The organism is Streptosporangium subroseum, assembly GCF_900188345.1.
GTDB lineage: Bacteria > Actinomycetota > Actinomycetes > Streptosporangiales > Streptosporangiaceae > Streptosporangium > Streptosporangium subroseum.
Map to the genome: position 1 here is coordinate 30,354 of NZ_FZOD01000026.1, position 18,208 is coordinate 48,561.

Annotated in this window: 16 protein-coding genes; 8 read left to right on the forward strand and 8 right to left on the reverse strand. The window is 69.3% G+C overall.

Translation table 11 applies throughout. The features are described 5' to 3' along the window. Positions 1-51 precede the first annotated feature (51 nt). Positions 52-2,616, forward strand: coding sequence for an aminopeptidase N (gene pepN, locus CHC08_RS24500; protein ID WP_089209711.1), 2,565 nt, complete (start codon positions 52-54; stop codon positions 2,614-2,616). Between the two features lie 344 nt (positions 2,617-2,960). Next, positions 2,961-3,923, forward strand: coding sequence for a hypothetical protein (locus CHC08_RS24505; protein ID WP_089209712.1), 963 nt, complete (start codon positions 2,961-2,963; stop codon positions 3,921-3,923). Between the two features lie 46 nt (positions 3,924-3,969). Here the strand turns inward: CHC08_RS24505 and CHC08_RS24510 are convergent, their stop codons facing one another. Genes CHC08_RS24510 through CHC08_RS24525 form a run of 4 tightly spaced genes read right to left on the reverse strand, consistent with a single transcriptional unit; the run spans position 3,970 to position 6,688 of the window. Next, entirely contained in the window at positions 3,970-4,542 is a 573-nt protein-coding gene (locus CHC08_RS24510) for a Pycsar system effector family protein (protein WP_089209713.1), read from the reverse strand. 20 nt (positions 4,543-4,562) lie between these two features. Then, positions 4,563-4,925 (reverse strand): DUF5130 family protein, encoded by a 363-nt coding sequence (locus CHC08_RS24515; protein ID WP_089209777.1) that lies wholly within the window; start codon positions 4,923-4,925, stop codon positions 4,563-4,565. A gap of 17 nt (positions 4,926-4,942) precedes the next feature. Further along, a complete protein-coding gene (locus CHC08_RS24520) occupies positions 4,943-5,227 on the reverse strand; it encodes a hypothetical protein (RefSeq protein ID WP_089209714.1) in 285 nt (94 codons plus the stop codon). Between the two features lie 39 nt (positions 5,228-5,266). Further along, positions 5,267-6,688 (reverse strand): amidase, encoded by a 1,422-nt coding sequence (locus tag CHC08_RS24525; protein WP_089209778.1) that lies wholly within the window; start codon positions 6,686-6,688, stop codon positions 5,267-5,269. A gap of 153 nt (positions 6,689-6,841) precedes the next feature. Here CHC08_RS24525 and CHC08_RS24530 point away from each other — a divergent pair, with 153 nt between their 5' ends. The 3 genes from CHC08_RS24530 (at position 6,842) to CHC08_RS24540 (ending at position 10,727) form a co-directional block, all read left to right on the forward strand. Continuing rightward, positions 6,842-7,666, forward strand: coding sequence for a nuclease-related domain-containing protein (locus CHC08_RS24530; RefSeq protein WP_245878535.1), 825 nt, complete (start codon positions 6,842-6,844; stop codon positions 7,664-7,666). Between the two features lie 646 nt (positions 7,667-8,312). After that, entirely contained in the window at positions 8,313-10,151 is a 1,839-nt protein-coding gene (gene ilvD, locus CHC08_RS24535) for a dihydroxy-acid dehydratase (RefSeq protein WP_089209716.1), read from the forward strand. A 90-nt stretch (positions 10,152-10,241) separates the two neighbouring features. Then, positions 10,242-10,727: a helix-turn-helix transcriptional regulator gene (locus CHC08_RS24540; RefSeq protein WP_089209717.1), complete on the forward strand. Its 486-nt coding sequence runs from the start codon at positions 10,242-10,244 to the stop codon at positions 10,725-10,727. 151 nt (positions 10,728-10,878) lie between these two features. Here CHC08_RS24540 and CHC08_RS24545 read toward each other — a convergent pair whose 3' ends face one another. The 3 genes from CHC08_RS24545 to CHC08_RS24555 are packed head-to-tail and all read right to left on the reverse strand — an operon-like array spanning position 10,879 to position 12,491. Then, entirely contained in the window at positions 10,879-11,082 is a 204-nt protein-coding gene (locus CHC08_RS24545; RefSeq protein WP_089209718.1) for an FmdB family zinc ribbon protein, read from the reverse strand. Between the two features lie 23 nt (positions 11,083-11,105). After that, positions 11,106-11,927 (reverse strand): GNAT family N-acetyltransferase, encoded by an 822-nt coding sequence (locus tag CHC08_RS24550; RefSeq protein WP_089209719.1) that lies wholly within the window; start codon positions 11,925-11,927, stop codon positions 11,106-11,108. A gap of 54 nt (positions 11,928-11,981) precedes the next feature. After that, complete coding sequence (locus tag CHC08_RS24555; RefSeq protein ID WP_089209720.1) at positions 11,982-12,491, reverse strand: HNH endonuclease; 510 nt, start codon at positions 12,489-12,491, stop codon at positions 11,982-11,984. Between the two features lie 318 nt (positions 12,492-12,809). Here CHC08_RS24555 and CHC08_RS24560 point away from each other — a divergent pair, with 318 nt between their 5' ends. After that, a complete protein-coding gene (locus CHC08_RS24560; RefSeq protein ID WP_089209721.1) occupies positions 12,810-14,882 on the forward strand; it encodes a prolyl oligopeptidase family serine peptidase in 2,073 nt (690 codons plus the stop codon). 96 nt (positions 14,883-14,978) lie between these two features. On the opposite strand, the gene CHC08_RS24565 is transcribed toward CHC08_RS24560, so the two are convergent. Then, positions 14,979-15,743, reverse strand: a complete 765-nt coding sequence (locus CHC08_RS24565; protein WP_089209722.1) for a TetR/AcrR family transcriptional regulator — start codon at positions 15,741-15,743, stop codon at positions 14,979-14,981. A gap of 114 nt (positions 15,744-15,857) precedes the next feature. On the opposite strand from CHC08_RS24565, the gene CHC08_RS24570 reads away from it, so the two are divergent. Together CHC08_RS24570 and CHC08_RS24575 are read left to right on the forward strand one after the other, a co-directional pair. Then, positions 15,858-16,451: an NADPH-dependent FMN reductase gene (locus CHC08_RS24570; protein ID WP_089209723.1), complete on the forward strand. Its 594-nt coding sequence runs from the start codon at positions 15,858-15,860 to the stop codon at positions 16,449-16,451. 35 nt (positions 16,452-16,486) lie between these two features. After that, the gene (locus tag CHC08_RS24575) at positions 16,487-18,166 is read left to right on the forward strand and encodes an MDR family MFS transporter (protein ID WP_218825449.1); all 1,680 of its coding nucleotides are present in this window, start codon (positions 16,487-16,489) and stop codon (positions 18,164-18,166) included. The last annotated feature ends 42 nt before the right edge of the window (positions 18,167-18,208 follow it).

An 18,208-nucleotide genomic window follows, 5' to 3' on the forward strand; every position in this document is an offset into this window, starting at 1 on the left:
TCAGTCACCCCTTCGCAATGGAGCGGGGGAAGTTTTGACGAGGGAGCGGTAGTGGCAGGCAACCTGACCCGTGACGAGGCCCGCGAGCGCGCACGGCTGCTCAGCGTGCAGTCGTATGCGGTGGAGCTCGATCTGACCGAGGGTGAAGAGCGCTTCGAGAGCATCACCACGGTCCGCTTCACCAGCGCCCGCGCGGGTGCGGAGACGTTCATCGACCTGGCCGAGGCCAAGGTGCGCAGGGCGGTGCTGAACGGCGTCGAGCTGGACGTGACCGCCTACGACCCGGAGACCGGGCGACTACCGCTGCCGGACCTGGCCGAGACCAACGAGCTGCGCATCGACGCCGACTGCTCCTACACGCGCACCGGTGAGGGCCTGCACCGCTTCGTCGACCCGGTCGACAAGAGCGTCTACCTTCACAGCCAGTTCGAGACGGCCGACGCCCACCGGATGTACGCCTGCTTCGACCAGCCCGACCTGAAGGCCACCTTCGAGCTGACCGTGCTCGCGCCCTCGTACTGGGAGATCATCTCCAATGCGACGCCCGACTCGGCCGACGAGCTGGAGGGGCACCGGGGGCGCCACGGCGCGCTCCAGGCCGCCAAGCGCTGGCACTTCCCCGCCACCCCCGTGCTGTCCACCTACATCACCGCGCTGTGCGCCGGGCCGTACCACAAGGTGACCTCCGAGCACGACGGCATCCCGCTGGGCCTGTACTGCCGGGCCTCGCTCGCCGAGCACCTCGACGCCGACAACATCTTCGAGATCACCCGGCAGGGCTTCGACTTCTTCCACGGGATCTTCGGCGTCCGTTACCCGTTCGGCAAGTACGACCAGCTGTTCGTGCCCGAGTTCAACGCGGGCGCGATGGAGAACGCGGGCTGCGTGACCTTCCTGGAGGACTACGTCTTCCGCTCGCGCGTCACCGACGCGGTGATCGAGCGCCGCGCCGAGACGATCCTGCACGAGATGGCGCACATGTGGTTCGGTGACCTGGTCACCATGCGCTGGTGGGACGACCTGTGGCTGAACGAGTCGTTCGCCACCTACGCCTCGGTGCTCTGCCAGGCAGAGGCCACCCGCTGGGGCCAGGGCGCGTGGACGACCTTCGCCAACGTGGAGAAGTCCTGGGCCTACCGCCAGGACCAGCTGCCCTCGACCCACCCGATCGCCGCCGACATCGTCGACATGCACGCGGTCGAGGTCAACTTCGACGGCATCACCTACGCCAAGGGCGCCTCGGTCCTCAAGCAGCTTGTCGCCTACGTCGGGCTGGACAACTTCCTGGCCGGCGTCCGCGACTACTTCAACGAGCACTCCTGGGGCAACACCGAGCTCAAGGATCTGCTCGGCGCCCTGGAGCGCACATCGGGACGCGATCTGTCCTCCTGGTCCAAGGAATGGCTGGAGACCTCCTGGGTCAACACGCTGCGCCCGTCGTTCACCGTCGACGCCGAAGGCCGTTTCCTCGAGTTCCAGGTGCTGCAGGAGGCTCCCGCCGACTATCCGACGCTGCGCTCGCACCGCGTCGCCATCGGCCTGTACTCCCTGCGGGACGACGAGCTGGTCCGCACCAAGCGGGTCGAGCTCGACGTGGTCGGTGCGCGTACGGCGGTGGCCGAACTGGTCGGCGAGCTTCAGCCGGACCTGGTCCTGATCAACGACGACGACCTGACCTACGCGAAGGTCAGGCTCGACGACCGCTCGCTGCGGACCCTGGTGGACGGCGGCATCGCCAAGTTCACCGAGTCCCTGCCCCGTGCCCTGTCCTGGTCCGCGGCCTGGGACATGACCCGCGACGCCGAGATGACCACTCGCGACTACCTCGCTCTGGTCATCTCCGGGGTCAGCTCGATCAAGGACATCACGGTCGCCCAGACCGTGCTCCGCCAGGCCCGCCAGGCCGTCCAGCAGTATGCCGACCCCGCCTGGCGGAGCCAGGGCCTGGCCCTGCTGGCCTCCGCCCTCCGCTCCCTCGTCGACGGCGCCGAGCCCGGTTCCGACCACCAGCTCGCCTACGTCAACGCCCTGTCCACCGTGGCCACCTCGGCGGAGGACCTGGCCTTCCTCAAGGGGCTGCTGGACGGCTCGACCGTGCTCGACGGACTGACCGTGGACACCGACCTGCGCTGGACGCTGGTCCAGTCCCTGGTCTCCGGCGGCGTGCTGGACGACGAGGACATCGCGGGTGAGCTCCTGCGCGACGCCACCGCCAGCGGCGAGCGCTCCGCGGCGCTCTCCCGTGCCTCGATCCCCACGGCCGAGGCCAAGGCGAACGCCTGGTCCACGATGGTCGAGGGCAAGCTGAGCGGCGCCCTGCTCCGCTCGACGATCGCGGGTTTCATGGACCCGCGCCACCCGGATCTGCTGGAGCCGTACGCCGCGAAGTATTTCGAGGAGATCGGTTCGATCTGGAAGTCCTGGACCTCTGACAGCGCCCAGAACTTCGCGACGGGCTGCTACCCGGCCCTGAGCATCTCACCCGAGACCGTCGCCAGGACCCAGGAGCTCATCGCGGAGAGCCAGCCCTCGCACGCCCTCAAGCGCCTCCTGCTGGAGGGCGCCGACGGCGTCAGCCGCGCCCTGCGCGCCCAGGCCAAGGACGCCGCGGCCTGATCCGCCTCGGATCCGGAAGGAACCGACGCGAACCACCCCGGCGGAAGCCGGACGCGCGGACGCCCCCCGCCGTGATGGCGGGGGGCGTCCGCGCGTTTCGAGCGGCGCCGGGTGCTCGGCCGTCACCGGATCGTGTCTCAGCGCCGGGGAGACCAGGTCGGCGCCCTGCCCCGCTGATCCTGATTCTTCACCCGGGCGGGACAGTCGAGCCGACCACCGGGCGGCCGAGGCCGAGGGGGCGAGGCGGATGGTGATAAAAATGGTTTCTAGCTGCCCAAAAAGGCTCATTTCGCCCTTGTATAGGTAACGTCCACCTCATTCGCGGGTCATGAGAGGGTGATCAAGTGGAATCGGCACGTGATCTACTCGTCTCCCTGGCCCAGAGATACGCCTTCGCCGACCTGGGGGCGCTCGCCCCCGGTGTCGTGAAGGACGCGAGCAACATCGAGGTGGTGTGCGAGTTCGGGCAGCGGCTGCTCTCACTCGACGCGGAGGACTTCGCCGTCGAGGCACGCGCCGTACCGAGCGACCTGAGGCGGCGGGCGCGGGCGTGCACCATGCCGCAGACGCCGCGCGAGCAGCCGCGCGGCGCTCTGGAGTCGCTGCGTCCGGCCTACGCGCTGCTGCTGGAGGTGATAGCGGTCAGATGGTACCGGCGCGAGCTGAGCTCGATGGTCGCCGCCGTACACATCGCCAGCGAGTATCTGCCGCTGCTCGCCTTCGAGCCGGTACTCGGCAGCGCGGGCGACCCCGCGCGCTGGCCCGAGGGCCTCAGCGCGCCGGGCAGCAGGTTCGGCGTGATCGGCGACCGCGACTGCGACCACACCAAGGCCGAGCAGTCGGCCGTCAACCGGACCCTGCGCGTGGCCCAGGAACCCGCCGAGGGGTGGCGGGCCTACCTCGACCGGCAGCACAGCCAGGTGGCCGGTGCGCTGGCCACCTGCGTGGCCGAGTGCCGCAACCCCTGTACCGCGATGGACTGGATCCAGGAGAGCCGCCGCGAGGACCTCGCCCGGCGCGCCCGGGTGGCGCTGACCTTCGCCGACACCCCCCTGGTACGGCTACGCCACGCGGCCCCGGTCGGCCACGGGTTCGGTGTGCCCTCCCCCGAGGAGGTGCTTGAGGCCTGGGACCGCAGCCGGACGATCCTGAGCAAGAACGAGATGGGCCGGGAGGCCGCCAAGGACGACGGATTCCCGCTGCCGGGGCTGCCCAGCCTGTTCTCCGCCGTCGCCGCCGCCCCGCTGACGCCCTCGACGCTGCTGATGGACACCGCCACCCATCTGGTGAAGCTGCTGCGGCTCTGACCGTGGCACGCGCCTTCACGGTGGGGACACCCGGGCGGGCCGGCGGTCAGATCTCCTGGCCGATGAGCACCGAGAGCACGCAGCAGGCGATGGCGATCAGCATCAGGATCGTCGCCCTGCGGATGTAGCGGTACTTCGCGTCGGCCATGGCGCTGAGCCTCCTGATCCTCAGCACGATCAGGTCGACCCTGGCCTGCCCGTTCCGGTGGGTGCTGCCCGCCCTCAACTCGGCGAGCACCTCGTCGGTAAAGCCGTGGACGTAGGAACGGCGGCGATCCACGGCCTGCCCGGCGAGCCCCGCACTGCGCGGATGGATCGCACCGACGAGCATCAGGATTCCCGCCAGCCAGAAGAACATCCCGGTCCACCAGAGCCACTCCACCTGGCTGGGCAGCTCGTGCGGCCTCCACTGCCCGCCCAGCAGCCCCGCGACGATGAGACCGGCGGCGGCGCCGGTCGTCACCAGCAGGATGACCCCCTTCTGATCCGCCCTGCCGACTTCGGTCTGCGCGTCGACGAGCATCGCCAGGATCTGGCCGAGGATCTGATCCGGTTCCCCCGCCGCCGTGTCCCCCTCAGGAGGACGGCCCAGCAGCGCATCCCACATGATCTTCAGCACGCCCCGATTATCGGGGAAAGTCACGGATGGCGCGAAGCCTGGTCCGCGAGCATCCACACGCCGGTGACGATTCCGCCCACCAGGTCTCCCCCGCTGAACACGGTGGCCATCGACATCGCGGCCATGCGGCACTTCTCGTCGGGGAGCCGCCGCCTGGCCTCGGAGCCCGTGACGATCTCCAGAGCCTTCTTCTCCGAATCCACGAAAATGAGCACGGCCCGGTCGACCTCGTCGCCCAGCGCGGCGTGCAGCCGTTCGGAGAAGTGACGGCGAGGGCCGATCGCCGGTCCGAGGTAGGCGGCGAAGCGCAGGCCGGTGCGGCGCTCGGCGGCGCGTAGCGCCTCCCGGACGCCGTCGATCTGGGTCGAGGTAAGGGTTCTCATATCCGTCGCCACCTCCGTCACCACACCGAGGACGCTCCACCGACGTACCGTCCGGGCTCGGCGGTCTCCGTCAGCATGACCCAGTCGACCTCCGGCGTCCGGCTCTCCTTCAGCACCAGACCGGAGGTGTTCACACCGTGCTCGCTGTGGAGCGGGCCACCGAACCACATCGCACCGGCCGACGTGGTCCGGGCGGCGTTCTTACGCAACCTGCCGGGCAGTGCCACCAGCAGGGCGATGAGCAGGAACAAGCCACCGGAGGCTCCGATGAGAAATCCGAAGACCTGGATCGCGCTGTCCACACAATCAACCGTAGGCCCCTTCCGGGGAATCGTCGAGATCTACCAGACAGCAGGTCTCCGCTCCCCCCAGAAACCGCCGCGTGCCGCCTCGACCTGCGCCGAAACGGAGATCAGGGTGCCCTCGTCGCCGAACCGCCCCGCCAGCATGACGCCGATCGGCAGGCCCTCCGCGGTCCAGTGCAGCGGAAGGTTGACCGCGGGCTGCCCGCTGACGTTGTAGACGGCGGGGAAGGCGGCGAACCGCTTCATCCGCTCGAGGGTCTCCTCGGGATCCTCGACCTCTTCGAACCAGCCCACCGGCTGTGGCGGCTGGGTGAGGGTCGGGGTGAGCACCGCGTCGTACTGGTTGGTCACCAGCAGTCCCAGCCGGGTGGCGAGCTGCAGCGCCGACTGCGCCCGCATGAAGTCGGGGGCCGGGATGGCGAAGCCGCGCCCGCGGAGCCAGGCGGTCAGCGGCCGGAGCCTGTCCTGTTTGCTCAGGTCCACCGGGTGCATGCAGGCGAACGCGCACCAGAGCGTCACGAACTGCGGCACCAGATCGGCTGTGAACGGCGGATCGATGTCCACCACCTCGTGCCCGAGCCCCGCCAGCTCCGCCGAGGCCCGCTCGTAGGCGACGAGCACCTCGGGCTCCACCACGGCGCCCGGGACCGGCGGCTCGGTGTAGCGGGCGATCCGCAGACGGCCCGGGTCACGGCCCACGTAGGCCGAGAAGGAGCCGAGCTCCGGCGGCGGCGCGTAGTAGAGATCGCCGGGGTTGTTGTGGGTCATCACGTCGAGCAGCGCGGCGGCGTCGGCGACGGTCCTGGCGATCGGACCGTTGGTCGACAGGCCAGCCAGATCGGGGACGATCGGCGCGTAGCTGATCCGGCCCCGGGTCGGCTTGATGCCGTACAGCCCGCAGACGGAGGCCGGGATCCGGATCGATCCGGCGCCGTCGCTGCCCTGTGCGGCGGGAGCCAGCCCTGCGGCGACCGCGGCCGCTGCGCCGCCGCTGGACCCGCCTGCCGAGCGGGAGAGGTCCCACGGGGTGCGGGTGGGCGGGGAGATCGAGGTCTCGGTGTAGCACGGCATCCCGAACTCGGGCGTCGCGGTCTTGCCGAGCATGATCGTCCCTGCGTCCCTGAGCCGCTCGACCACGCTGTCGTCCACCGGGGCGACGAAGTCCTCGTAGGCGGCCGAGCCGAAGTGGACCGGGACGCCCTTGACCAGGTTAAGATCCTTGATCGGGATCGGCACTCCGAGCAGGGGCGAGGGGTCGCCCCCCGCGAGCACCCTGGCCTCGGCCTTCTGTGCCTGCTCCAGCGCCAGCTCGGGGGTCACGGTCACATACGCGCCCACCTGGGAATCCAGCCGGGCGATGCGATCGAGGTAGTGCTCGGTGATCTCGACGGGCGAGATCTCCCTGCGCCGTACGGCTTCCGCCTGCTCAAGAGCATTAAGATCATGTATGTGAACCACGTCCCGCACAGTAGGTGCAGTCGACCGAAGTTATCTAGAGAGGAAATGAGTAGATACCCGGTTAAGACGAGCGCCATGCGAAGGATCACGGTCACAAAAGTATGAGATACGCAATACTAGGCACCCTCAAGGACGTCAGCTACCGTGAGTTACGTGGATTCCGGTCAAGTACCAGAAGACGGTAACACTACGTCACCGATTTGGGTCAGCGACCGCCAGGCCGAGGACAGGCCGACGTCTCGACCCGCCGCGCCCGCGTCTACGTACGCGCCCATCGAGCGCGCTTCCCTGCGCAGCCTGCTCGACCATCCCAAGTACCGCCATCTGCGCCGACGCGTTCTGATCGCGATCGGCGTGGGGGTGATCGCGGGCATCCTGCTGGCCAGTTGGCGGCTGGGTGTCACCGCCGCCATCGTGGCCGCGATCGCCGACACGGTGCTGCGCGCCCGCTCGAACTCGAGTGTGCCCGCCTGGCGGCGCGCCTCGGTCGCGGAGCGGCGCACGGAGGTCCAGCTCAAGAGGCTGGAGCGGGGTGGTTACCGCACCCTGCACGCCCGTGCGATCCCCGGCAGCGAGGCCCAGATCGACCATCTGGTCGTGGGCCCCACGGGGGTGTACGCCGTCGACTCCGAGAAGTGGGACAAGCGCCTGCCGGTCCGCGTCCAGTCGCATCGCAAGCTGTTCCACGGCCCGTTCAACCAGAAGCCCCGTCTTGACGAGGCCCGCTGGGAGGCGGCGCAGGCCAGCGAGCTGATCGGCGAGATGCTCGGCCGCGAGGTCTCGATCGTCCCGTCTCTGGCGATCTACGGTCCGGCCATCCCGTGGAAGGTTCTCAACGTCCGCGAGGTCGACGTTTTCGACGGCAGCCGTGTCCGTAAATGGATCACCAAGCGCGAACGCTCACTCACCGACGTCGAGATCGAGAAGATCTACGAGGCCGCGGAGCATGTTCTGCCCGCGCGGTACCCCGAAACCTGAGTTCTTTCGGCATGCCGGTGTCATTCTCCAACTTTTTCGGCATACCAGGTTAGTTCTCCGGGACCAAGGTCCAACGGGAGTCTCCTACGCCAAGTCGCCCCGGCAGCGGTGACTCCCGTTCTTGGAGAAGGCGTCCTCCCCGGAGGGAGGGCCGCCGTCGAGCGACTCGCGCCGTTCGCGCCCCGCGTATCGATCGTGGCGGTGCGTGACGATGCCCGTACAAGCGGTGTCACTCTGCGCGACGGCGAGCGCCCGCCGACCGGTCGTCCCGGTCCCGAGTGCGATCCCGCACGCGCGCGAACATGCCCGCTTCCGCACATCTGAGGCGCTTCATCGACACGGCCCCCGCCCCGCTCGCCGTCGCCGGCGCGGACGTTCGATAGTCTTGGGGACGGATCCGTCGAGCTCGGACCGGGCTCATCGGACGCCGCGTCGGTGCCCATCCCCGCTTCCCCCGTCGGCGTCCCGCGATCTCCGCGGTACCCCTCTGCCTCGCCCGGCAGGCGACTTCTCGCCGTGCTCGCGGAGCGGCAGTCACAGAGCAGATGGTCACGGGCCGTACGTCTCGTGGCGTGGACAGTCGTCTCACGCACCGGGCGGTGGCCGTACCATTTGAAGACACGGTTTCGATGATGGGAGAAGCCTTATGCCCGCCCTCAGGTCTCGTACGGTCACTCACGGCAGGAATATGGCCGGGGCCCGGGCCCTGCTCCGGGCGACGGGCGTAGCCGGTGAGGACTTCGGTAAACCGATCATCGCCGTGGCCAACAGCTTCACCCAGTTCGTCCCCGGGCACGTCCACCTCCGCGAGGTCGGCGACGTGGTCGCCACGGCGATCCGCGAGGCGGGCGCGATCCCCCGCGAGTTCAACACGATCGCGGTGGACGACGGCATCGCGATGGGCCACGGCGGCATGCTCTACTCGCTGCCCAGCCGCGAGCTGATCGCGGACTCGGTCGAATACATGGTCAACGCGCACTGCGCCGACGCGATGATCTGCATCTCCAACTGCGACAAGATCACCCCGGGCATGCTGCTGGCCGCGTTCAGGCTCAACATCCCCACGATCTTCGTCTCGGGCGGGCCGATGGAGGCCGGGAAGACCCCCAACGGGAAGCTCGACCTGATCGACCCGATGATCGCCGCCGCCGACGACAGCGTCTCCGACGCCGAGCTGCTGGAGATGGAGGAGAACGCCTGCCCCACGTGTGGTTCGTGCAGCGGGATGTTCACCGCCAACTCGATGAACTGCCTCGCCGAGGCCATCGGCCTCGCGCTCCCGGGCAACGGCACGATCCTGGCCACGCACAAGGCACGCAAGAAGCTCTTCCAGGACGCCGGCCGCCAGCTCGTGAACATCACCAAGCGCTACTACGAGCAGGACGACGAGACGGTCCTGCCGCGGAGCATCGCCACCCGTGACGCGTTCGAGAACGCCATGGCGCTGGACGTGTCGATGGGCGGCTCGACCAACACGATCCTGCACATCCTGGCCGCGGCCCGCGAGGCCGGGGTCGACTTCGGCCTCAAGGAGATCAACGAGATCTCGCTACGGGTGCCCTGCCTGTGCAAGGTGGCCCCGGCCACGGCGAAGTACCACGTCGAGGACGTGCACCGCGCGGGCGGCATCCCGGCCATCCTCGGCGAGCTCGACCGGGGCGGCCTGATCCACCGCGACGCGCACACCGTCAACGGCGGCACCCTGGGCGACTATCTCGACGGCTGGGACCCGCAGTCGCCGAAGGTCCTGTCCGAGGCGACGGAGCTCTGGCACGCGGGCCCCGGCAACGTCCGCACCGTCAAGCCCTACTCGCAGAGCGCCCGCTGGGAGGATCTCGACCTCGACCGGTCCGAGGGCTGCGTGCGCGACATCGAGCACGCCTACACCCGCGACGGCGGCCTGGGCGTCCTCTACGGCAACATCGCCGTCGAGGGCTGCATCGTCAAGACAGCGGGGGTCGACGAGTCGGTCTGGAAGTTCACCGGACCCGCCGTGGTCTTCGAGTCCCAGGACGACGCGGTCGAGGGCATCCTGAACAACAAGGTCAAGGCCGGCGACGTCGTGGTGATCCGCTACGAGGGGCCGAAGGGCGGCCCCGGCATGCAGGAGATGCTCTACCCGACCTCGTTCCTCAAGGGCAAGGGCCTGGGCAAGGTCTGCGCGCTGGTCACCGACGGCCGCTTCTCCGGTGGCACGAGCGGGCTGTCCATCGGCCACGCCTCCCCCGAGGCCGCCGAGGGCGGCACCATCGCCCTCGTCGAGAACGGTGACCTCATCGCCATCGACATCCCCGGCCGTTCGATCGAGCTGAAGGTCCCCCAGGAGGAGCTGACCGCCCGCCGCGAGCGGCTCCTGACCGAGCTGGGCGGCTACCGGCCGCGCGACCGCCAGCGCCCGGTGACCGCCGCGCTCCAGGCCTACGCCGCACTGACCACCTCGGCCTCCACCGGCGCCTCCCGGGACCTGTCCCAGCTCTCGCGCTGACGGCCGGCCCCTGATTCCCTTGTCGGGTACGGCATGCCGTACCCGACAAGAGGTTCGAAAAATGTCGGTGCTCGGCATTATTATTTGGGTATGACTACCGTCATGAAGCCCTCCACCCGCCCGTTGACGACCGCCGAGATCGCCGCCCTCGCCCTGTCCCTGGCGCACATGGGTTCGGGCCCGCAGGCCATCACCGCCCGGCGCGGCCTGCGCCACGCGTTCGAGCACATGGAGCTCGACGACGAGGTCATCGCCACCACGCTGGAGACCCTGACCTCACCGATGCCCCCGGCGACCGCCGACCGGGCAAGGACCATCGCCAACGCCATCACCTCGCGCCTCGTGATCCGCCTCCACTACCAAGACGTGACCGGCCGGATCACCGTCCGCGACGTCGACCCGGTGACGTGCATGGTCCACCGCGAATACTGGTATCTCGTGGGCATGTGCCGCATGCGCCACGCGATCCGGGCCTTCCGGTTCGACCGGATCGTCGCCACCGAGCCCACCTTCATGCCCGCCCGCCCGCACATGGTGGACAACTTCCTTCCCTTCCAGGGCAAGCGCGCGGCATAACCGGATTCCGACCTGTCATCCGGCATGATCCTGAAAGCCGGATGACAGACTCCGGTATCACTCCCGGCGGTCGCCGCGGCCTCGGACACCGTCAGGCGGGCACGCTCACTCGAACGCGGTCATGGGGACGAGACCGTGCGTGGAACGCGGTCTAGCCGCAGCATCCGCCACCGCCGCCACCACCCGCCGGGGCGCTCGATCCGCCCGCCCCTCCGGTCACGGCGACCGTGGACAGGAGCTTGACGGTGTCATCGTGGCCGTCCGGGCAGACCGCCGGGTCACCGGATCGGGCCATCGGACGGGAGATCTCGAAGGTGGACCCGCAGGCACGGCAACGGAAGTCATAACGAGGCATGACCCACAGGTTACCCAGATTCCTCAGCGAAAGGTGATGGAGGCGTAGTCGGCCACCGGGCGGTAGCCGATCGCCTGGTAGATCGAGTTGGACGTGGGATTGTCCAGGTCGGCGAAGAGCAGCACCTCGCCGGCCTCCTCCGCCAGCGCCTTGGCGGTCACGGCGTGGGACACCGCCGCGCCGTACCCCTTCCTGCGATGCTCCGGGGGCGTGTAGACCGGGCCGACCCTGGACATACCCCCGATCGGCAAGGAGACCCCGGCGAACGCGACGGGCCGCCCGTCCACCTCCCACAGGACCAGCTCTCGCCGGCCGATCCGGCTGACCACCAGCGGAGTCAGGTCGGCGGGGGCGACGCTGCCCGCCTCGGCCTGGAACTCCTCGCTCCATTTCACCAGAAGCTCAAGGTCGTCCTCGGTGGCCGTGCGGGAGGCGCCATCGGAGAGGGCGGGCGGTGCAAGGAGCGAGTCGAGCCGGTAGAGGCGTTCGGGGCAGCGCTCGGCCTCGGGCCGCCACCAGGCGGCGGCGAACGCCTCGGCCAGCGGAAGCGGCCCGGAGATCCCGGGGATCGCCCTCTCGGCCTCGATCAGCTGGGAGGCGAGGCCCTGCACGGTGCCGAGGGGAATGTCGGCGAGCAGCAGGAAGTGAGGCGCCGTCTGACAAACCGCCGCGACGGTCTCCCCGCCGCGCTCCAGCCAGCCCATCAGGAGGTCGTCACCCCAGAGACCGCTGCGCATTCCACGCAGAACCGTGAGCGGGACGGTGTTCCGGACGGGATCCTGAAGCAGCCACGGCTCCGCCGCCCCGGCGTACACCTCGACCTTGGAAGTGAAGGTCCATGTCATGCACCGATTGTGCCGACACATACCCGCCGGGGCGAGCGGATATTCACGCCGCCGTCAGGCCGCGCTCTCCGCGAGATAGGGCGCCCACAGGGGGTCGCCGACGATGTGCGCGCCGATCAACCGCCAGTGGACGCCGCGTGGCACCACCGGGGCGACGCTTAACGTCCACCCCAGCTCCTCCAGCATTCGGTCGGCCTTGCGATGGTTGCACGACGTGCACGAGGCAACACAGTTCTCCCACGTGTGGGGTCCGCCCCGCGAGCGGGGAATCACGTGGTCGATGGTCTCGGCCCGCTGGCCGCAGTAGGCGCACCGGTAGTCGTCCCGGCGCATCAACGCGGTTCGGGTCAGTGGGATCCGCGACCGGTAAGGGATACGGACGTATCTGCGAAGCCTGATCACCGATGGGACGTCGAGCGTGCGACTCGCCGAACGGAACACGGCGCCCCGCCCGTCACGATGGACGACGTCCGCCTTCTCCCTGAGCACGAGCACGACGGCACGGTGCAGGGAAAGAGTGGTGAGGGGTTCGTAGGTGGCGTTCAAGAGCAGGACCTGGCGCATCAGCGGGCCTCTCCCGCCGTACAACGCGTCAATTGAGGGGGCACGCCACTGCGTGCCCCGGCTGGCGGCCCCTCCTGGGGCCCGGGTGCTTCCGTCACGAGGACCTCCGCCGGACGGCCCAGCGGATGCTCACCACGGCACCGTCCTTCACCAAGTTTGGCTTCTACATCAGCGTTCCCGCCACCCATAAATGACTGGAGGGACCCCTGATACGTTTTATGCCCGCATTACCAGTTCTTAACTCCTCCCGCTACGGATAGGATACGTCGCTCGCGCGATGGCCCCGTACGGTAGCCCAGAGGTCGTAGGGTTCCTGCCATGACGCTACAGCCATACCCTCCAGCCAGCCGCGATGACCTCGTTGAGGAGCTGCACGGCACCCCGGTCTCCGACCCCTATCGATGGCTGGAGGATCCCGACGACCCGGCCACGAAGGACTGGCTGACGGCGCAGGAAAAACTCTTGTCCGCGGAGATGGGAGCCCTTCCGGGCCGCGACGGCTTCAAGTCACGGATCACCGAACTCCTGAGGTCGGGCTCGATCGGCGCACCGGTGTGGCGCGGGGAGCGGCAGTTCTTCATGCGGCGCACCCCGGAGCAGGAGCACGCCGTTCTCTACACCGTCGACCCCGACGGCACCGAGCGGGCGCTGCTGGATCCGATGACGCTCGACCCGACCGGTCTCACGACGCTCGACGCGTGGCAGCCCGACAAGGAGGGCCGTCTGCTCGCCTACCAGGTCTCGGTGGGCGGCGACGAGGAGTCCAGCCTCTACCTGATGGACATCGCGTTCGGCGACCGGATCGAGGGGCCGATCGACAGGTGCCGCTACTCCCCCGTGGCGTGGCTCCCCGGCGGTGAGTCCTTCTACTACGTGCGCAGGCTGCCCTCCACGGAGGTGCCCGACGGCGAGGAGCAGTTCCATCGCCGGGTCTACCTGCACAGGGTCGGCACCTCCACCGAGGAAGATGTCCTGATCTTCGGCGACGGTCTGGAGAAGACCAACTACTACGGCGTCGGGGTCTCCCGCGACGGCCGGTGGCTGCAGATCTCCGCCTCCCGGGGTACGGCGCCGCGCAACGACCTGTGGCTGGCCGACCTCTCCGCCTCCGCCGCCTCCTCTCCCGACCTGGTCGTCGTCCAGGAAGGGGTGGACGCCCAGAGTGGGCTGCAGTTCGGCCGCGACGGCCGGCTCTACGTCTTCACCGACCGCGACGCCCCGCGCGCCCGGATCTGCGTGACCGACCCCTCCACCCCCCAGTTCGAGAACTGGCGTGACCTGATCCCCCAGGACCCCGAGGCCGTGCTGTCCGACTTCGCGATCCTCGACGACCTGGACCGGCCGGTCATGCTCATCGGCTGGACCCGCCACGCGATCAGTGAGATCTCCGTCCACGACCTGGTCACCGGCGAGCGCCTCGGAGAGGTGCCGACGCCGGGAGTGGGCACGATCGGCGGCATCAGCGAGCGTCCCGAGGGCGGCCACGAGGCCTGGTTCGGCTACACCGACAACACCACCCCGCCGAGTATCCAGCGCTACGACGCCCGCACCGGCGAGACCTCCCTCTGGGCCGCCTCCCCCGGCGCCGTCGAGGTTCCCGCCGTCAACACCGAGCGGATGACCTACCGCTCGGCCGACGGCACCGAGATCCACATGTTGGTGATCTCCAAGCCCGGCGTCGAGGGCCCCCGCCCCACCGTCCTGTACGGCTACGGCGGCTTCGGCCTCTCGATGACCCCCGGTTACTCGGCGTCGATCCTGAGCTGGGTCGAGCAGGGCGGCACCTACGCCATCGCCCAGTTGCGCGGCGGCGGTGAGGAGGGCGAGGAGTGGCACCGGGCCGGGATGCTCGCCAACAAGCAGAACGTCTTCGACGACCTGCACGCGGCGGCCGAACACCTGATCGCCACCCGTGTCACCACGGCCTCCCGGCTGGCCATCTCCGGCGGCTCCAACGGCGGTCTCCTGGTCGGCGCGGCCCTGACCCAGCGCCCCGAGCTGTACGCGGCGGTGGTCTGCTCGGCCCCGCTGCTCGACATGATCCGCTACGAGCTGTTCGGGCTCGGCGCGACCTGGAACGTCGAGTACGGCACCGTGGAGAAGCCCGACGAGTTCGCCTGGCTGCACGCCTACTCCCCGTACCACAACGTCCGGGAGGGCGTCTCCTACCCCGCGACGCTGTTCACCGTCTTCCAGTCCGACACCCGGGTCCACCCGCTGCACGCCTGGAAGATGTGCGCCGCCCTGCAGTACGCCCAGGCGTCCGACAGGCCGATCCTGCTCCGCAACGAGGTCGAGGCCGGCCACGGCGCCCGCGCGGTGAGCAAGACCATCGAGCTCGCCGCCGACCAGCTCACCTTCCTCGCCTACCACACCGGTCTGACCCAGTAGGGGAAGCGCGCCCCGGGATCGCCGTCTCCGATCCCGGGGCATCCGGTCCGAGGCCCGGCAGGGGTGCGGATCCCGGGGCCGGAGGTCCGGAGGGGGTCAGATGCCCATGCGGGCGGCGATGCCGTCGAGGATGTAGTCCAGCCCGGTCTCGAACTGCCACTGCGGGTCGTCCTTGTGGGTGCCTTCGAGGAGGTAGCGCTGGAAAGTGGGGTAACGGCCGGTGCCCATGAGCCAGATCATCTGCGGCGCCAGTCCCGTCTTCAGCTCGTCGTCGCTGGACCATCCGCGGCCCTCCATCAGCTGGTGCAGGGTGATCTCGGCGTTGGTGGCGCCGTGCACGTAGGAGTCGATGGTGCGGACGATGGCCATCATCGTGTCGGCGTTCAGGCCCAGGCTGTCGAGTGCGGTCAGTGATCGCTCCGCCACGGCCATCCGGTTGGGGGTCAGGGCGAAGGCCGCCTGGGGGGAGAGCTGGGCGAGCCAGGGGTGTTTCAGCATCAGCGCGCGGGTGCGGAGAGCGAGGGCCCGCATGGTCTCTCGCCAGCCGTCGGCCTGGGAGTGCTCCAACTCGCCGTGGACCAGGTCGACCATCAGCTCCATGACGTCGTCCTTGCCGGACACGTAGCGGTAGGCCGCCATGGGGGCGACGCCCAGTTCGGCGGCCAGGCGCCGCATGGTGATGGCGTCGAGGCCCTCCGCGTCGGCGATCTCGATCGCCACCGAGGCGATTCGGTGAGGGGTCAGGGCGGCGCGGGGCGCGGGCGCGGGGCGCTCGAGACGCTCCCACAGGGAGGTCTGCGCCTGGCCCTCGTCTTCCCCCTGTGACGGAGGAGCGGCCGATGACTTTTTCTGACTGGCCACGGATGCGGTCTCCTTATCGTCACATTGCGTACAGCGTATCAGGAATAGACAACGTACACAGTCATGTATACGTTGTATTCGCTGAGATACGGCGTACACATTGAGGAGATTTCCATGGACGGCATGTTCGGCTTGCGGGTCGCGGTCATCGTCGGCAGCACCCGGGACGGGCGCTTCGGCCCGGTCGTGGCGAACTGGCTGCTCACCCACCTCGAGCAACGCGAGGACATGACCTTCGACCTCGTCGACCTGGCCGAGACCCCGCTGCCCACCGTGTTCCCGGCCTTCGGGCGGCCCGCGGCGCCCGGCACCGCCGAACTGCTGGCCACCGTCTCGCCGAGGCTGGCGGCGGCCGACGCGTTTGTCATCGTCACCCCCGAGTACAACCACAGCTTCCCGGCCTCGCTGAAGAACGCCATCGACTGGCACAACAAGGAGTGGCATGCCAAGCCGGTCGGTTTCGTCTCCTACGGCGGCCTGTCCGGCGGGCTCCGCGCGGTCGAACAGCTCCGTGTCGTCCTGGCCGAGCTGCACGCCGTCACCATCCGCGACACCGTCAGCTTCCACGGCGCGTGGACGCGGTTCGACGCGGACGCCGGGGCCAAGGACCCGGCCGCAGACGCCGCGGCGAAGACCATGCTCGATCAGCTGGCCTGGTGGGCGCACGCCCTGCGTGACGCCAAGGCCCTTCGCCCCTACACCGCCTGATGCCGCCCTACCCGCCGGAGCCGGAGGAGGCAACGATGGATCACGAAGGTCACAGCGAAAGCCGCAGTGAGGGTCACCCCGGGGAGAAGGAACCGGGGCGCCCTCGGTCGCTCTACTTCGGTGTGTTCGGCCTGATGCTCGGCATGTTCCTGGCCATGCTGGACGGACTGATCGTCGGCACCGCGCTGCCCACGATCGTGGGCGACCTCGGCGGGCTGAACCACCTGTCCTGGGTGGTGACGGCCTACCTGCTGGCCGCCGCCGCGACCACCCCGATCTGGGGAAAGCTCGGCGACCTCTACGGCCGTAAGGGCACCTTCATGGCCGCGATCGTGCTCTTCCTGGCCGGCTCGGTGCTTGCCGGGCTGTCGCAGGACATGGGCCAGCTCATCGCGTTCCGTGCCGTGCAGGGGCTCGGGGCGGGAGGGCTGATGGTCGGCGCGCTCTCGATCATCGGCGTGCTGGTGCCGCCGAGAGAGAGCGGCCGCCTGCAGTCGATGATCGGCGCAATGCTACCGGTCGCCTTCATCGGCGGGCCCCTGGTCGGCGGCTTCCTCACCGACCAGCTGAGCTGGCGCTGGACCTTCTACGTGAACGTACCCGTCGGGATCGTCGCACTGCTGATCATCGGTACGGGGATCCGGCTGCGGACCGAGCGGATCAGGGCTCGCATCGACTATGCCGGCGCGCTGCTGCTGACCGTCGGCATCCTGACCCTGACGCTGCTGGCCGCCTGGGGCGGCAACACCTACGCCTGGTCCTCGCCGCAGATCCTCGCCCTGGGCGCCGCCGGCGTCCTGGCGCTGGCCGGTTTCGTGTACGTCGAACGGCGCGCCGCCGAACCGGTCATCCCGCCCCGGCTGTTCCACAACCGCAATTTCACCCTGGCCCAGATCCTCAGCTTCCTCGTCGGCGCCGTCATGCTCAGCGTGACGAACTACCTTCCGCAGTACATGCAGTTCGTCCAGGGGGCCTCCCCGACGGCCAGCGGCCTGCTGCTGCTTCCCCTGATGTTCGGCATGCTCGGTGCGCAGCTGACGGTCGGCCACCTCATCAGCCGCAACGGCCGCTACCGCGTCTACCCGATCCTCGGCGGCGCCGTGATGGCGGTGGGCGCCCTCGTCCTGCTCCTGCTCGACGTGAGCACCGGCACGGCCGTCGCGTCCGCCCTCACCCTGGTCACCGGGCTTGGTCTGGGCCTGCTGATGCAGAGCACCATGCTCATCACGATGAACAGCGCCGACGTCCGCGACATGGGCGCCGCGAGCGGGACGGTCACCCTGGTGCGCACCATCGGCGGCTCGCTGGGCATCGCGCTCCTGGGCGCCGTCTACGCGAGCCGTATGGAGGCGAGCCTGGCCGGGAGGCTCGGCTCCGAGGCCGCGCACCGGATGGCCGCCGGCGGCGGCCAAGTGACGCCCGCCCTGCTGCGGGACATGCCCGCCTCCGTCCGCGACGCCTTCCGGGCGGCCGTCTCCAGCGGCCTGCACGGCATCCTCATCGGCGCCGCCGTCCTGTCGGTGGTCGCCTTCGCCGCGACCTGGCTCATCCGGGAGATCCCGCTACGCACCGGGGCCGCGCAGACCGACCCCACGGAACCCGTGGAGCAGGCCAAGCACGCCGACCCCGCGGAAGACGCGGAGCAGGCCGAGCACGCGGAAGACGCGGAAGGGATCTCCCGTCCCGCCCTGGCCCCCGCCGGTACGGCCGACTGATCGCGAGCAGTATTGCCGCGTCACTGCGTTGCCTCGTTACCG

Coding starts and splice junctions, on each gene's coding strand:
- CHC08_RS24515 (WP_089209777.1), bottom strand. CDS start 4,925: ATGAGAACCCTTACCTCGACCCAGATCGACGGCGTCCGGGAGGCGCTA.
- ilvD (WP_089209716.1), top strand. CDS start 8,313: ATGCCCGCCCTCAGGTCTCGTACGGTCACTCACGGCAGGAATATGGCC.
- CHC08_RS24540 (WP_089209717.1), top strand. CDS start 10,242: ATGACTACCGTCATGAAGCCCTCCACCCGCCCGTTGACGACCGCCGAG.
- CHC08_RS24545 (WP_089209718.1), bottom strand. CDS start 11,082: ATGCCTCGTTATGACTTCCGTTGCCGTGCCTGCGGGTCCACCTTCGAG.
- CHC08_RS24550 (WP_089209719.1), bottom strand. CDS start 11,927: ATGACATGGACCTTCACTTCCAAGGTCGAGGTGTACGCCGGGGCGGCG.
- CHC08_RS24555 (WP_089209720.1), bottom strand. CDS start 12,491: ATGCGCCAGGTCCTGCTCTTGAACGCCACCTACGAACCCCTCACCACT.
- CHC08_RS24560 (WP_089209721.1), top strand. CDS start 12,810: ATGACGCTACAGCCATACCCTCCAGCCAGCCGCGATGACCTCGTTGAG.
- CHC08_RS24570 (WP_089209723.1), top strand. CDS start 15,858: ATGGACGGCATGTTCGGCTTGCGGGTCGCGGTCATCGTCGGCAGCACC.
- CHC08_RS24575 (WP_218825449.1), top strand. CDS start 16,487: ATGGATCACGAAGGTCACAGCGAAAGCCGCAGTGAGGGTCACCCCGGG.